The organism is Ruegeria sp. HKCCD6604 (assembly GCF_013110635.1).
Lineage (GTDB): Bacteria > Pseudomonadota > Alphaproteobacteria > Rhodobacterales > Rhodobacteraceae > Ruegeria.
In genome coordinates this window covers 1,322,744-1,337,083 of sequence record NZ_WVQW01000001.1, presented here as the reverse complement: position 1 = coordinate 1,337,083, position 14,340 = coordinate 1,322,744, and the positions used below count along the sequence as shown (strand labels likewise).

At 60.3% G+C, this 14,340-nt stretch carries 12 protein-coding genes and 1 tRNA gene; 8 read left to right on the top strand and 5 right to left on the bottom strand.

The genetic code is table 11. From position 1 onward, the window contains the following. Window position 1: 1 nt before the first annotated feature. Window positions 2-703, bottom strand: coding sequence for an SDR family oxidoreductase (locus GS614_RS06645; protein WP_171329357.1), 702 nt, complete (start codon window positions 701-703; stop codon window positions 2-4). 103 nt (window positions 704-806) lie between these two features. On the opposite strand from GS614_RS06645, the gene GS614_RS06640 reads away from it, so the two are divergent. Beyond that, a complete protein-coding gene (locus tag GS614_RS06640) occupies window positions 807-1,658 on the top strand; it encodes a LysR substrate-binding domain-containing protein (protein WP_171725789.1) in 852 nt (283 codons plus the stop codon). Here GS614_RS06640 and GS614_RS06635 read toward each other — a convergent pair. Further along, the gene (locus GS614_RS06635) at window positions 1,649-2,551 is read right to left on the bottom strand and encodes a LysR family transcriptional regulator (RefSeq protein ID WP_171725788.1); all 903 of its coding nucleotides are present in this window, start codon (window positions 2,549-2,551) and stop codon (window positions 1,649-1,651) included. The two genes, GS614_RS06640 and GS614_RS06635, sit on opposite strands and share 10 nt — an antisense overlap. A gap of 75 nt (window positions 2,552-2,626) precedes the next feature. Between GS614_RS06635 and GS614_RS06630 the strand changes: the two genes are divergently transcribed. The 5 genes from GS614_RS06630 (at window position 2,627) to GS614_RS06610 (ending at window position 9,800) form a co-directional block, all read left to right on the top strand. Next, complete coding sequence (locus GS614_RS06630) at window positions 2,627-5,839, top strand: reductive dehalogenase (protein ID WP_171725787.1); 3,213 nt, start codon at window positions 2,627-2,629, stop codon at window positions 5,837-5,839. Window positions 5,840-5,964: 125 nt separating this feature from the next. Next, the gene (locus tag GS614_RS06625) at window positions 5,965-6,831 is read left to right on the top strand and encodes a xanthine dehydrogenase family protein subunit M (protein WP_171725786.1); all 867 of its coding nucleotides are present in this window, start codon (window positions 5,965-5,967) and stop codon (window positions 6,829-6,831) included. Beyond that, window positions 6,828-7,307, top strand: coding sequence for a (2Fe-2S)-binding protein (locus tag GS614_RS06620; protein ID WP_152458906.1), 480 nt, complete (start codon window positions 6,828-6,830; stop codon window positions 7,305-7,307). The genes GS614_RS06625 and GS614_RS06620 overlap by 4 nt, the downstream gene beginning before the upstream one ends. Next, complete coding sequence (locus GS614_RS06615) at window positions 7,307-9,562, top strand: xanthine dehydrogenase family protein molybdopterin-binding subunit (RefSeq protein WP_171725785.1); 2,256 nt, start codon at window positions 7,307-7,309, stop codon at window positions 9,560-9,562. Before GS614_RS06620 ends, GS614_RS06615 begins: the two co-directional genes overlap by 1 nt. Then, window positions 9,555-9,800, top strand: a complete 246-nt coding sequence (locus GS614_RS06610; RefSeq protein WP_171725784.1) for a MoaD/ThiS family protein — start codon at window positions 9,555-9,557, stop codon at window positions 9,798-9,800. Before GS614_RS06615 ends, GS614_RS06610 begins: the two co-directional genes overlap by 8 nt. Here the strand turns inward: GS614_RS06610 and GS614_RS06605 are convergent. Continuing rightward, entirely contained in the window at window positions 9,797-10,501 is a 705-nt protein-coding gene (locus GS614_RS06605) for a lysophospholipid acyltransferase family protein (protein WP_152458903.1), read from the bottom strand. The two genes, GS614_RS06610 and GS614_RS06605, sit on opposite strands and share 4 nt — an antisense overlap. Before the next feature lie 141 nt (window positions 10,502-10,642). Here GS614_RS06605 and GS614_RS06600 point away from each other — a divergent pair. After that, window positions 10,643-10,718: transfer RNA gene (locus tag GS614_RS06600), tRNA-Trp, on the top strand. A 427-nt stretch (window positions 10,719-11,145) separates the two neighbouring features. On the opposite strand, the gene GS614_RS06595 is transcribed toward GS614_RS06600, so the two are convergent. Continuing rightward, window positions 11,146-12,072 carry an alpha/beta fold hydrolase gene (locus tag GS614_RS06595; protein ID WP_152458902.1) on the bottom strand — a complete coding sequence of 309 codons (927 nt, stop codon included), beginning with the start codon at window positions 12,070-12,072 and terminating at the stop codon, window positions 11,146-11,148. Window positions 12,073-12,290: 218 nt separating this feature from the next. Between GS614_RS06595 and lptF the strand changes: the two genes are divergently transcribed. Continuing rightward, window positions 12,291-13,430, top strand: coding sequence for an LPS export ABC transporter permease LptF (gene lptF, locus GS614_RS06590; protein WP_171725783.1), 1,140 nt, complete (start codon window positions 12,291-12,293; stop codon window positions 13,428-13,430). Between the two features lie 3 nt (window positions 13,431-13,433). On the opposite strand, the gene GS614_RS06585 is transcribed toward lptF, so the two are convergent. Next, window positions 13,434-14,270, bottom strand: a complete 837-nt coding sequence (locus tag GS614_RS06585; protein WP_171725782.1) for a LysR family transcriptional regulator — start codon at window positions 14,268-14,270, stop codon at window positions 13,434-13,436. Between the last annotated feature and the right edge of the window lie 70 nt (window positions 14,271-14,340).

The window sequence follows — 14,340 nt, the reverse complement described above, 5'->3', positions numbered from 1 at the left end:
TTCAGACAGACCGGGTGATACCGCCGTCCACCCGGATATTCTGTCCGGTGATGTAACCGCCGCCCTCCGAGGCGAGCAGAGCGACGACCGAGGCGATCTCGTCATAGCTGCGCCCATAACGACCCATCGGAATGCGGCTGCGGAATTCTTCTTTCTCGGGCAGGCTGTCAATGAAGCCCGGAAGAATGTTGTTCATGCGGATATTCGCGGCGGCATATTTGTCCGAGTACAGCTTGGTGAAGGCGGCCAACCCGGCGCGGAACACGCCCGACGTCGGGAAAACCGGATCCGGCTCGAACGCGGCAAAGGTCGAGATGTTGATGATCGAGCCTCCCCCCTGCGCCTGCATGATCGGGGTCACAAGCCGGGTTGGGCGCACCGCGTTCAGGAAATAGACATCCATGCCGGTGTGCCAATCCTCATCCGTCAGCTCGAGGATCGGGGCGCGGGGACCGTGACCGGCAGAATTGACCAGAACGTCAATACGCCCCCAATGGGCCATGGCGGTATCGACAAGTTTCTGCAAATCCTCGGTGGACTGGTTCGAGCCGGTAATGCCGACGCCGCCCAGCTCTTTTGCCAAAGCTTCCCCTTTGCCCGAGGAGGACAGAATGCCGACCTTGAAACCGTCCGCCGCCAGCCTCCGGGCGGAATCCGCCCCCATGCCGCTGCCGCCCGCCGTGATAAGTGCTACTTTTTCCATCTGACATCTCCGTTTTCAGTTGATTCCAAGATGGCCGTCGGACAGTGGTTTGACCAATCAGTTCTGCTGCCTCTATTCTGTAGAAAATCTACAGGATAACAGCATGACCGCCCTTCCACCCCTAAACGCCTTGCGCGCTTTCGAGGCTTCTGCCCGTCACTTGAACTTTCGACTGGCCGCCGACGAACTCGGCGTTACACAAGGTGCCGTCGCGCAGCAGGTGCGCGGGCTTGAAGCACGATTGGACGAGGTTCTGTTCGATCGCCTGCCGCGTGGGTTGCGACTGACCGAATCCGGGCGGCGGTTTCACGCGCCGCTGCGGCGTGCTTTCAGATTGATCGAAGAGGCCGTCGAAGACCTGTCTCCGGACCGCCGGGTCACGTTGTCGGTCACGCCCAGCTTTGCCTCGAAATGGTTGGTGCCGCGTTTGTCGGGCTTCACGGACCTGTATCCGGACATCTCGGTTCAGGTGGATGCGCGCGAGCGTCTGGCGGATTTCAGTTCGGATGGCGTCGATCTTGCAGTCAGGCAGGGTCGGGCGCCGTTTGCGCCGGAACTGGAAGCGGTGCCTTTGTTCTCGACCGAATTCATCCCGGTATGCAGCCCTTCTGTTGCGGGCGGAATCAGTACCCCTTCTGACTTGATGAAGCAGGTATTGCTGAACGATACCCACGGATTGTGGCCCTTGTTCCTTGAACGGGTGGGTGCAAGCGGAAAGCCCAGAATGATGAGCTTCAGCCAGACCAGCCTTGCTATCGATGCCGCAGTTTCGGGGCAGGGGATAGCACTGGCCAATGCGCCTCTTGTCGCGCCCGAGGTGGCCTCGGGCCGTCTTGTTCAGCCGCTTGCGGATGTCCTGCTTGCAGATCTGGGGTTTTACGTGGTTGCGCCCCGCAAGCCGCGCCAGCCGCAACTGGTCAGGATCATGCGCGACTGGCTGTTGTCTCAGGTCTGAAGAGACGCGGCGATCGCCTCGATCCGGGCCCGCAACCAGCGATGTGCCGGGTCATTGGCCGACCTCTGGTGCCAGACCATGTAGATCGACACCGACGCGCATTCGAACGGCAGTGGCGCGCAATCCAGCATGGCCAGCGGGCCCTGTTTCATCAGCGCCGTGTCGGTCGAGATCAGGTCGCTGCCCAGTATGAAGGCCGGGATGGCGTTGAAATGAGGCAGGGTCACCACCGCTGGCCTGATCTGGCTTTGATCGACGCCACGCATGACGGCGCGGGCATTGCGGCCATCGGCAAAGCGAACCTCGACATGATCGCAGTTGCAATAGGCGTCCCAACTGTCCGGGGGCGTGCGCTGTGTGGCGTCATAGAACAGCATCAGCGGGCTGGTCATCAGACGTTTTTGAAAGATATCCGGCCCGTCCGGCGGCAACGGGGTCAGCATCAACTGGCATCTGTCACTGCGCAGCAGCTCGGGGTCGGGCACGCCTGAAGGAATGAATTCCAGCCGCAGACCTGCGTCTTCGGCACGTGTTTCTCGAAGCAGGTGCGGAAAGATCAACTCGCGCGGCATGTCATTGGTGGCGATGCGGATCCTGATCTGTTCGGACTGCGGGTCGAACGGCCGCCCTTCGGTCAGCGCCCGCATTCCGTCCAGCACCTTTTGCGCGGGCTCCTTCAGGGACAAGGCGCGCTCGGTCGGGGTCAGGCCCTGACCGGACCGGACAAACAACGGGTCGCCCAGCACCAGCCGGAGCTTGGCCAGCGTGTGGCTGATGGCCGATTGCGTGACGCCCAGCCGATCCGCAGCTTTCGAAACCGAGCTTTCCTCGAGAATGGTCAGAAAGGTGCGCAGAACCTTGCCGTCGAGATCAGTGAAATCGATTTTCTTCATACCGCTTATGATTATGCATGAATGGTTTCGCTGTCCATGACGGGGTAGGGGATGGATGGCAACAGGAGGCGTACAATGGGAATCCGCTTTTTCTCGGACAAGAACCGGCCCGTTCACATGGGGCGATACCCGTTGGAGCGTTTGACCCGACAAGATACCATGCCGGATTTGTCGCGCGTGCCCACCATGGGCGAACTGAGTTTCCACCGGCCGGAACGGCCCGACAGCATCGTCAACGCCATGGGTGAGTTTCAGGCGATGCTGGACGCGATCCGCGACGGGTTGGTGAACCCGATTGCATCCGAGATCCCCTCAGACCCGCAGGAGCGCGCAAACCATCTGAAGGCATTTGGGTATTTCAACGACGCATCGATGATGGGCTGCGGGCCGTTGCCGTCGGATGCACTGCTGGACGAACCACGTCGCAATCCCGATATCGACCGGCTTGCCCACGCGCTGCGCACGCGCCAGACCAAAACGCTGGCCTCTGGGATCGATCTCATCATGGCCGATCTGAAAGACAGTATGGAGGCCGCGCCCAAGCCGATTGACGACCACCGTCACGCCATCGTCTTTCTTTATGAACACAACCGCGACCCTGACCCTTCCGAACCCGGTGCGGAGTGGATCATCGACGCGCAGGATCATCGTTCCTGCCTGCTGGCAACCGAGAATGCCGTGGTCGTCGCCAACTATATCCGACTACTGGGTTTTGACGCCCGCGCGCACAGCGTGATGTCGTCCGAAGTTGATCTGGGCAAGCTGGCCGTGGCCGCCGGTCTGGTCTCGGTCGAGGGCGACCAGCTGGTTGCGCCTTGGCTGGGCACCCGGTTTGGCCTTGCAGCCGTGACGACCGAGATGCCCATCGCGCATGACCGGCCGCTGAGGCCCATGGCGCAACAGCCGTGGTTTCGAACCCAAGGTCCGGCATGGTGGCTGGGCACGGGATTTGCCAAGAACGCCCTCAACCGTGACCCATATGCCAAACGACGCTTTGTGGACGGGGCCCATCCCTTCGAAAAGCTCAAACGGGTCGAGGCTCCGACAACCTATATCGACGAAGAGAATGTTGCCCGCGTTCCCAAGCGCGCCGACATGTTCGCCCGCGCCCAGTTCGGCGACATGGGCAAGTCATTGCAGGACGCCGCGAAAGGCGGGTACTACGTGCGCAAGGCCGCGCCCAGCTTTGCCCAGCGTCGCGCGCTGGGTGCATTCGTTCTGTTGCAGGATGGTGAAAGCGCCGAGGTCGCCGGACCCACCGATGCCGAGCGCAATGCGGCGAACATCAAGGCGGCGACCTATTTCCTGGGGGTCGATGCGGTGGGCCTCAGCCGCTGCCCGGAATGGGCGTGGTATTCTCATGACGCCACGGGCGAAGAAATCGTGCCGCCGCATGATCAGGCCATCAGCATGATCATCGATCAGGGCTATGAAACGATGGAAGGTGCCAGCGGTGACGACTGGATCAGCGTCGCCCAATCCATGCGCGCCTATCTGCGCTTTTCGCTGCTGGGCGGCGTGATAGCACAGCAGATCCGCAACCTGGGCTACAAGGCCAAGGCGCATACGGTGATGGATGGCGAGGTGCTGCAACCGCCGCTGTTGCTGCTCTCGGGGTTGGGTGAGGTCAGCCGGATCGGAGAAGTTATCCTGAACCCCTATCTGGGCCCGCGCCTGAAATCAGGCGTGGTGACGACCGACATGCCGATGACGCATGACAAACCCATCGATTTCGGCCTGCAAACCTTTTGCGAGTCCTGCAACAAATGCGCCCGCGAATGTCCCTCGGGCGCGATCACCGCTGGACCGAAGCTGATGTTCAACGGTTATGAAATCTGGAAATCCGACAGCCAGAAATGCGCCACGTACCGTGTGACGACCCCGGGCGGTGCGATGTGCGGGCGCTGCATGAAGACCTGCCCGTGGAACCTCGAAGGTCTCTTCGCCGAGCGCCCCTTCCGGTGGGCTGCGACGAACATCCCCGCCGCCGCGCCCGCGCTGGCCAGGCTGGACGATGCGGTCGGCAATGGCGGGCTGAACGACATCAAGAAATGGTGGTGGGATATCGAGTTGCAGCCCGACGGCGCCTATCGCCCCACGACGCACCCGTTGAACCGGCGCGATCTGCAAAAGGATCTGGACCTGAAATATGAAGATCAGACCCTGGCCGTCTATCCCGCTTATCTGGCTCCGCACCCCTGGCCCTATCCCTTTGCAATGGACCGAGAAGCCGGGATTGCAGCCTATGAGGCCATGGTGACGGCCGACGAGTACAAGGCCCGCAAGGCAAGCGGGGACATGTCGATCATCCATCGCTATCAGATCGCCGGTGATGCACCTGTGATGCGGGTCGCCGTGACCAAGGTTGAAAAGATGACGACGGATGTCACGAAATACGAATTTGCATCGCTGGACGGTGCGCCCCTGCCGGGATGGACAGCGGGCGCACATCTGGACGTCCTGGTCGCGCCGGAATTTCTGCGGCAATATTCCATGTCGGGCGACCCGTCGGATCGTACGAAATATCAGATCGGCGTGCTGCGCGAGGATGACGGGCGTGGCGGGTCAGCGCTGTTGCATCGCATCTTCACCGAGGGCCGAAAGGTTTTCGTGTCCAAACCGATCAACCACTTTGAATTGGATGAAACGGCAACCAGAACATTCCTCATGGGCGGCGGCATCGGAATCACCCCGATGATCGCATTTGCCCATCGCCTGCATGCGCTGGGCCGCAAGTTCGAATTGCACTATTCGGCCAGCACACGGGGCGGGGCGGGGTATCTGGATGACCTGGCCGCCATGCCCTGGGCGGATCGCGTTCATTACCATTTCTCGGATGAAGGCACCCGCGCTGATCTGAATGTGATTCTGTCCGGCTACCGGGATGGATGGCATGTCTATACCTGCGGGCCGGATCGTTACATGGACGGCGTGATTCAGGCGGCCGAGCAGCAGGGCTTTCCCGAAGAGGCACGTCATCTGGAATACTTCTCGGTTCCTGAAACGCCTGAATATGAAAACCACGCGTTTGAGCTCAAGCTTGCGCGTTCGGACCGGACACTGCCCGTGCCCGCAGACAAGGACGCGGCGCAAGTTCTGAACGAAGCCGGTTTTCATGTGGATGTGAAATGCGCAGACGGCATCTGCGGCGTCTGTAAATGCGGTGTCATTTCGGGCGAGGTCGAGCATCGGGATTTCGTTTTGTCCCGCAAACAGCGCGAAGGCGCCATGATCCTGTGCCAAAGCCGCGCGGCGGAACCTGATGGGGTGATCGAAATCGATCTCTGAACCCTGTCCAAAAGCGACATTTGGAAGTTGAATTTTGGTCGCTCGGCCCATGGACGCCGGACGAGGGGTGAATTAACGTCGCCGCGAACCCAGATATTCCTGACCAACAGGTACGAGGTAGCTTCATGGATTATCACAGCCCCGCCAGCTTTGCCGAAGCTTCGGCTCTGGCCGCGAACGCGACGGGCATCACACGTTTTCTGGCGGGCGGTACGGATGTACTTGTGCAACTGCGCTCGGAGCTGGTGACGCCCGATACGCTGATCGACATCAAGAAAATCAACGGTGTACACAACATTACCCGCAACGACGACGGCAGTTGGACGATCGGCGTGGCCGTTACCGGCGCCGAGATGAGCGAGCACCCCGAGCTTGGCCGCGACTGGCCCGGTGTGGTCGAGGCGATGGACCTGATCGGTTCAACTCAGGTTCAGGGCCGCGCGACGCTGACGGGCAATCTGTGCAATGGCTCACCTGCGGCTGATTCCGTGCCCGCCATGGTGGCCGCAGGCGTGACCGTCACCGTAACCGGCCCCGATGGCACGCGTGACGTTGCGGTCGAGGACATCCCGACCGGGCCCGGCAGGACCTCGCTGGCGAAGGGCGAGTTGATCTCGGCCATCAACATCCCTGCCCGTGGTGCGAATGGGGGCGACGCCTATCTGCGTTTCATCCCCCGTACCGAAATGGACATTGCGGTGGTGGGCGTTGGTGTGAACCTCCGCCTGGATGGTGACGTCATCACCGAGGCGCGCGTGTCGCTGGGTGCCGTGGCACCGACCGTTCTGTTGGTTGAAGACTGTGCCAAAGCGATCATCGGCAGCACTTTGGACGATGCCGCCCTTGACGCACTGGCCGCGGCCGCGTCGGCCGCCTGCAATCCGATCGATGACAAACGAGGTACGATCGCGTTCCGTACCGAAGTCGCTGGCGTTCTGGCCAAACGTGCCGCAAAGATCGCCTATGCCCGCGCGAAGGGAGAAAACGCATGAGCAAGCTCCACGTATCCACCACCGTGAACGGGGACGCAGTCGAATACCTGTGCGACCCGCGGGAAACCCTGCTGGACTGTCTGCGCGACAAGCTGAACCTGACCGGCGCCAAAGAGGGCTGCGGCACCGGTGATTGCGGCGCGTGTTCGGTCACCGTCGATGGCCGCCTTGTGTGCTCGTGCCTGATGCTGGGTGTCGAAGCCGAAGGCAAGCAGATCGAGACCGTCGAAGGGATTGCGGATGGTGACATCCTGCACCCGTTGCAGAAGAAGATGATCGAATATGCCGCGCTTCAATGCGGCATCTGTACCCCGGGCATTCTGGTGGCGGCGAAGTCGCTGTTGGAGAAGAACCCCAATCCGACCGAGGAAGAAACGCGCTATTGGCTGGCGGGCAACCTGTGCCGCTGCACCGGCTACGACAAGATCATTCGCGCCGTGATGGACACGGCCGCTGAGATGCGGGAGGCGTCATAATGGCTCTGGACGATCGCAAAACTGATTTCACCTTCGTTGGCACCCGCCCCGATCGCCCCGACGGTCTGGACAAGGTGACGGGCCGGGCCAAGTTCGGTGCGGATATCTCGGCCCCGGGCATGTTGCACGGCGCGATTCTGCGTTCACCCCATGCCCATGCCCGGATCGTCAGGATTGATACCTCGAAAGCCGAGGCATCGAAAGATGTCAAAGCCGTCGTGACCCGTGCCGATTTCGCCGATGTCCCATTCAAGTCCGGGCTCGAAGGCGAATTCTGGAATGTGCTGGAAAACGTCATGGCGGGGGAAAAGGTGCTCTATGACGGGCACGCGGTTGCTGCGGTGGCGGCTACATCTGCCTTGGCGGCCCGTGATGCGCTGAAACTGATCGAGGTCGAATACGAGGTGCTGCCGCACGTCACCGATGTGGACAAAGCGATGGCCCCGGATGCGCCGGTGATCCGGGAAGGTGCTGCGGATTATTCGGTGCCGGAAGGGATGCACCCGAACGTCGTGCGCTATCACGAAAGCGGTCACGGTGACGTCGAAGCGGGCTTTGCCGAGGCTGATCTGGTTATCGAAGACAGCTTTGTCACCGAGGCGACCCATCAGGGGTATATCGAACCGCATGCCTGCCTGGGCATGCTGGGCAATGACGGCAAGGGCGAGTTGTGGTGTACAACCCAAGGTCACTGGATCGCGCAAAAGACCTGTGCGGCGCTGCTAGGAATCGAAACCTCTCAGCTGCGCGTCACGGCGTCTGAAATCGGCGGCGGTTTTGGCGGAAAGACCACGGTCTTCATCGAACCCGTCGCGCTGGCGCTCAGCCGCAAGGCCAACCGTCCGGTCAAGATCGTGATGACCAGGTCCGAGGTTTTCCGTGCCACCGGGCCGACCTCTTCTGCGTCGATGGACGTGAAGATCGGCATGAAGAAAGACGGCACGATCACGGCGGCGCAGGGTGTCTTCCGCCTGCAAGGCGGGGCCTTCCCCGGCGCCCCGGGCGATATGACGGCCATGTGTGCCTTTGCGCCCTACAACCTGCCCAACGTCAAGCAGATCGGTTACGATGTGATGTCGAACCGTCCGAAACAGGCTGCCTACCGCGCGCCGGGTGCACCCATGGGCGCCTTCGCCGTTGAATCCGTCATTGATGAGCTCTGCAACAAGCTGGGCCTTGATCCTATTGATGTGCGTCTGAAAAATGCCGCGCATGAAGGCACGAAGGCCAGCTATGGCCCGACCTACGAACGCATCGGTCTGGTCGAAACCCTTGAGGCTGCCAAATCGCATCCCCATTACTCGGCCCCGCTGAAGCCGGGGCAGGGGCGCGGGGTTTCCTGCGGTTTCTGGTTCAACCACGGGGGAGAGACCAGCGTTTCACTGGCACTGTCCGAGGATGGTTCGGCGCAGTTGATGGTCGGAACACCCGACATCGGCGGGTCGCGCGCATCCATGGCTCTGATGGCGGCCGAGGTTCTGGGCATTCCGTATGAAAACATCCGCGTGACCATCGCCGACACGGCGACGCTGGGTTACAACGACGTGAGCCATGGTTCGCGCGTGACCTACGCGTCGGGCCTCGCGACGATCAAGGCCGCAAGACACGCGGTCGAGAAACTGTGCGAACGTGCGGCGGCCAAGTGGGGCATCCCGGTCGATGCGGTGAAATGGGAAGACGGCTGCGCGGTACCCTCGGGGCCCAATGCAGGGGATTTCGACCCGCTGCCTCTGGCCGATATCACGGCGGATATGGGATCGACCGGAGGCCCGATTTCGGGCCATTTCGAAGCAACCCCCGAAGGCGCGGGCGTATCCTTTGGCACCCATATCGTCGAGGCCGAGGTCGATCCGGAAACCGGCAAGACATCGATCACCCGGTACACGGTCATTCAGGACGCCGGCAAGGCGATCCACCCGACCTATGTGGAAGGGCAGTTCCAAGGTGGTGCCGCACAGGGCATCGGCTGGGCACTGAACGAGGAATACATCTATGGCGAAGATGGCCGGTTGCAGAACTCGATCTTCCTTGACTACCGGATTCCCGTTGCCAGTGACCTGCCGATGATTGACACGGTGATCGTCGAAGTGCCCAACCCGGGCCACCCGTTCGGGGTGCGCGGCGTGGGCGAGACGGGCATCGTGCCGCCCCTGGCCGCCATCGCCAATGCGGTGTCCAATGCGGCGGGTGTTCGGATGAAGCAACTGCCGATGTCTCCGCCGCGCATTCTGGCGGCCCTGAAGGAAAATGGTTGAGGTCCACCTCTGGTCCGGCCTCCGGTCACTGACCGGGGGCCAGCAAGTGGTTGAGGTCGAGGCCAAAACCACCGGTGAGCTTTTACGGGCTTTGGTCCGGGCCCACCCGCAGTTGCAGGCCCCCATTGATGCGGGGGTCTCCATCGCGATCGACGGGCGCGTCATAGCCACCGGGCTTACCGAGCCGATTCCCGATGGCAGCGAAGTCTATCTGATGCAACGTCTCAGGGGCGGTTAGGCGTCAGGTGACCAGGGCTCGCGCCCGACCATCCGGTCAGCTTCTGCCGTGATATCGTTCATGTGCTGCTCCAGGCTCAGGCGCAGGGTCTCGATTTCCTCTTCGCTGGCCTTGCGGGGCACCGTTTCAGTCCATTCCCGGCACAGAAACACGCCTTCATTTCGCCAGGGGCGGGGCATCAGAAGGTGATCCCAGGTTCCCGCTTCGCGACCATGTTTCGTGGAGAAGGTGATACCGAATACGCGCTTGCCCGAGGTGCGCGCCCATACCAGCGGAACCGTCGACAGAACCCGTTCCGGCCCGCGCGGTCCGTCTGCCGCGATCCCAATAGAGATACCCTGCTTCATCTTGCCCAGAACCTGACGTGACAAGGCGACGTGGCGTGTCTTGCTGGCCATGGCGATCGTGTCCATGCCAAACAGCTTTTGTACGCGACCCACCATGCTGCCCGCCCGGGCAGAGGAGGTGATCGAACAGATGCGCCCCTTGTCCAGCGGGAAGAAATAGGGCGACTGCGCCAACCGTTGGTGCCAAAGCACAACGATGACAGGTTCACCTTGTTCGACCAGCTGATCCAGTTCTTCGTATCCGATGCGCTGCCAGCGTGTGTTTCGGTTGACCAATCGAATGTAAGTGGCAATCCGGCGGGCCACCCAGTTCAGCACGGCTTCGCTGTCTGCGATCTTCTTGCGGAGGTTCACACGGGGTTCCTTTTGCTGACCGGACCTTGTCTTAGCGCACTGCACATTTTGCGCAACTTGTTTGTCGGCTCAGATAGTGGCGTGGAATTCGAAAAAGCCTCTTGAGTCCGCCGCGCGGCTGTCATATCTGGGGCTCACCACAGGGGTATAGCTCAGTTGGTAGAGCGACGGTCTCCAAAACCGTAGGTCGCGGGTTCGAACCCTGCTGCCCCTGCCATCCGCATCAAAACACCAATCGGCAATCGTGCTTGGCGCGTTTACAGCGTCCGCGGCTTTCGGCTATGGCCGGGGCGAACCGGCAATCAGAACGCGCGCAGGCTTTGTGAGCCGCAGTGCAACCAAACCCTATACGCCATCAAAAAATTCCGGCCCAGAGTGTGAACAGCGTCACTGACGGATGTTGGAAAGTCTGGTTGTCTGAGAATGTCAAAGAGTTGGCGTTCAGGTTCTGCACAGAACGCAGGTTTTCAGTTTCTCCCTTGTGACTGGGGCGCGCTTGTGGTCGAGCGCGCCCTTTCCGTTTCTGGTCAGCAACGCGTACTGACGATATCAGAACGTGCAGAGATTCTGCCCAAAGCCGGTGCTTGAGCAGAACCCGCAAAATCGGGCTTTGCACCAAAGAAAGGCGTGTGGCGGCCGGTCAGTCAGGCCAGCAGCGCCAGATCCCCGATATTTGTCTTGTGCCGGGTCGGCATCGTTTTTACCGAATGGCCGTCGATCGTCAGGGCGAGGTCCTCATAAAACCCGCCGCTGTCGAACCACCAGCGATGCGACTTCATCATCTTGCGCTGTCCTTTGGGGACGTCTCGTTGATATTGGTGGTCACAGAAAATATCCCAATGACCTTTCGAGGTCAGCTTCGGCATCCCGACACGACCGGCGCGACGCCGACCGCCGTGAACAATCCCGCCGGCCAGGGCCAGCACCTTGTCTTTCCGGCTGTAGTAATTGGTGAATCGCTTGCACCGTTTTTTCAGGACCAGATCGCCCCATGCGCCCTTTTCCAGCCATTCTGAATCGATGTCCGCTGACGCGAACATGACCTGATCCGCCGACCATATCTTGTTGCCGGGCCCGGCCGAATCCCCGAAGTCAGAGAATGCGCGCAGTACCACCAACGCTCCCATGGAATGAGCGATCAGATGCACCTTGGGGCGCGGCGACATTCCCAACAGCGGCAAGATTCCGTCCCCCACCAGATGCGGTGCCACCGCCTTGGCATCGGAGCGGTCCGAGTCATAGGTGTGCACCGATCCGTCGCTGGGCCAGTCAAAGGCAACGACCGCGCCCTGATACCCGTTGCCCCTGAGATTGGTTTCTATTTTTCCCAGCCGGTCCAGCATGTCCTTCTGGCTGGTGTTGAACCCGTGAACATAGATCAGGACGGCCGAATCCCCGCCCTCCTGTCGCACGAGATCCAGCCATTTGGCTTTTTTGACAATACTTCCCTTACGAATTTTTCCACCGGGGCTTTGCTGGGTGATGTGAACATATCTGGTCTTTGCCGCCGGCTTAAACGTGAACTTTTTCTTCTGCGCGTTATAGGTGCGGCGGGAAAAAAACAGTGCCATTATTCAAACTCCATTCTAATCAATCCGTAAAATGTGCCATGAGCCGCCGTTTTCACAAAGCGTAATCTCCCGGCCCTTCTGGTGCCAAAGCGGGGATGTGCGATGAAGCCGGTATGCGCCAAGGTTGCATACAGGGGCATCCTGACGTCCAATGCCTGTTTCCTCTGCCGGCTTAATGCCCTAGTGTCCGCTGCAAACGAACACACGCACGAGGCCCCATGTCGCGTTTTGATGGATATTTCCTGCGGCAATTGCTGATTCTGTTTGGCTTTTTCACCTTGGTGCTTGTCGGTGTGTTCTGGATCACCCGGTCTGTCAGCCTGTTTGACAGGGTCATCAGCGGTGGGCAGTCGGCAATGGTCTTTCTGGAATTCACCGCGCTGACTTTGCCGACCCTGATCCGCACGGTCATGCCCATGGCCGTGTTTGCCGCCGCCGTCTATGCCACAAATCGCCTGAGCCGCGAAAGTGAGCTGACGGTTATGCTGGCCACCGGATCCAGCCCTTGGCGGCTTGCCCGGGCGGTGCTGCTGTTCGGTGTGATTACCGGGGTGATGATGGCGATCATCAGCGTGTTCCTGCGCCCGGCCTCGGTGGAACAGCTGGAAATCCGGCAAGCCGAAGTGGCCGGAGATGTGACGGCTCAACTGCTGAACGAAGGCGAGTTTCTGCACCCCGCCGAAGGTGTCACGGTTTACATAGGCAGCATTGATCTGGACGGCACACTCCACGAAGTGTTCGTGTCTGACCGCCGCGATCCTGAAAACGCGGTCAGCTATTCAAGCGTAACCGCCTATCTGGTCAACAATGATGTCGGCATCCACCTTGTGATGGTTGATGGGGTTGCATTGCGCCTGAACAAGGAAGGCAAAGTGTTGTCATCGACCCTGTTCCAGGACGCGTCCTACGACATCTCGGAACTGACGAATACAAATCCGATGGCCCGGCGCAGCCTCGAAGCTATTCCAACGGCGGACCTGATCCGCAACCGGGATGAGGTTTCAGCCACGGAAGGGTTCAGCCAAGGCAAGCTGATCGAAGAGCTGCACCAGCGGTTCTCGTGGATCGCGATATGCATCGCCGTGGCCCTGGCCGGGTATTCCACCCTGATGCTGGGCAGTTTTTCCCGGTTTGGATTGTGGCCGCAGATATTGGGCGCCTTCACCATCCTTGTGCTGCTTGAAGGTGTGCGCGGGTTTGTTTCCCCGATGGTGATCGATGACCCGGAGCTTTGGTTTCTGCTTTACCTTCCCGCAATCATAGGGATGCTGATCTCGGGCCTGTTCCTGCTTGTTGCTGGTCGGCCGCTGATGCGAAAACGGCAGCGCGCGCCGCAGATCATGCCGACGCCGGCCTGAGTTCTAGCCGCGAAGATCCACCAAACAGCTGTGAATGTCGTCAAATTCCTCGCGATCACCGCGGGTGACCAGATACATGGGCAGCGGCAAGCTGATACTGTCCTCGACCCGCTCCAGAGCACCCGAGGCCAGATGTTCGGAAATGACGTAATCGGGGAAATAGCCGTTTCCGCCTCGGTGCAGAATATATCGCAGCGCCATCATGCAATTGCCAAGAAAAACTGTCTGACCCGACGCCCGTCGCGCAGCCGATCTGACATGGTCCTGATAGACCTCGCCCAGTTCAAGGTTGACGAAGATCATGTCATCATCGTTCGTGCCGTCAGCCTGTGGCGTCCGGACCAGGGACAAAAGCTCGGGTTCAAGCGCGTACCACGTGACACGCCGGTCCGCCGGCTTTTCATGTGTGATCGCCGCGTCCAGCACATGGGTTGCCACCGCTTCGACCATGTTCAGGTCGTGGTCATAGTTCAGCGTCAAAAGCAATTTGCCAAAGCGCTGTTCAAACCGAACCGCCAGGTCCACCAGCAACGGATCCCAGATGCTGAGCTGGCCACCCAACCGCAGTGCCGGGCGGTTCTGTGCCTGTACCGGCAGGTCGCGCGATGCAAAGCCCCAAAGGGACAACATCTGTTCCGCATAGGGTTTGAACTGCTGGCCGAACTCGGTCAGCGCCGTTCCGCCGGCACCGCGCGTGAACAGCGCCCTGCCGGTTTCCTCCTCGATCAGGCGAATACGCGCGCTGACAGCAGTCTGCGTCACATTCAACTTGCGAGCGGCGGCATGAAAGCCACCGGCTTCGGCCACGCAGAGAAAAGTTTCCAAAGCTTTGAATTGCATGTTGAAAGTATTTTTTGATCATTGTGATAAAATCAATTCATTTTTTTGGAGCTTGGTTTCGAACTACGCT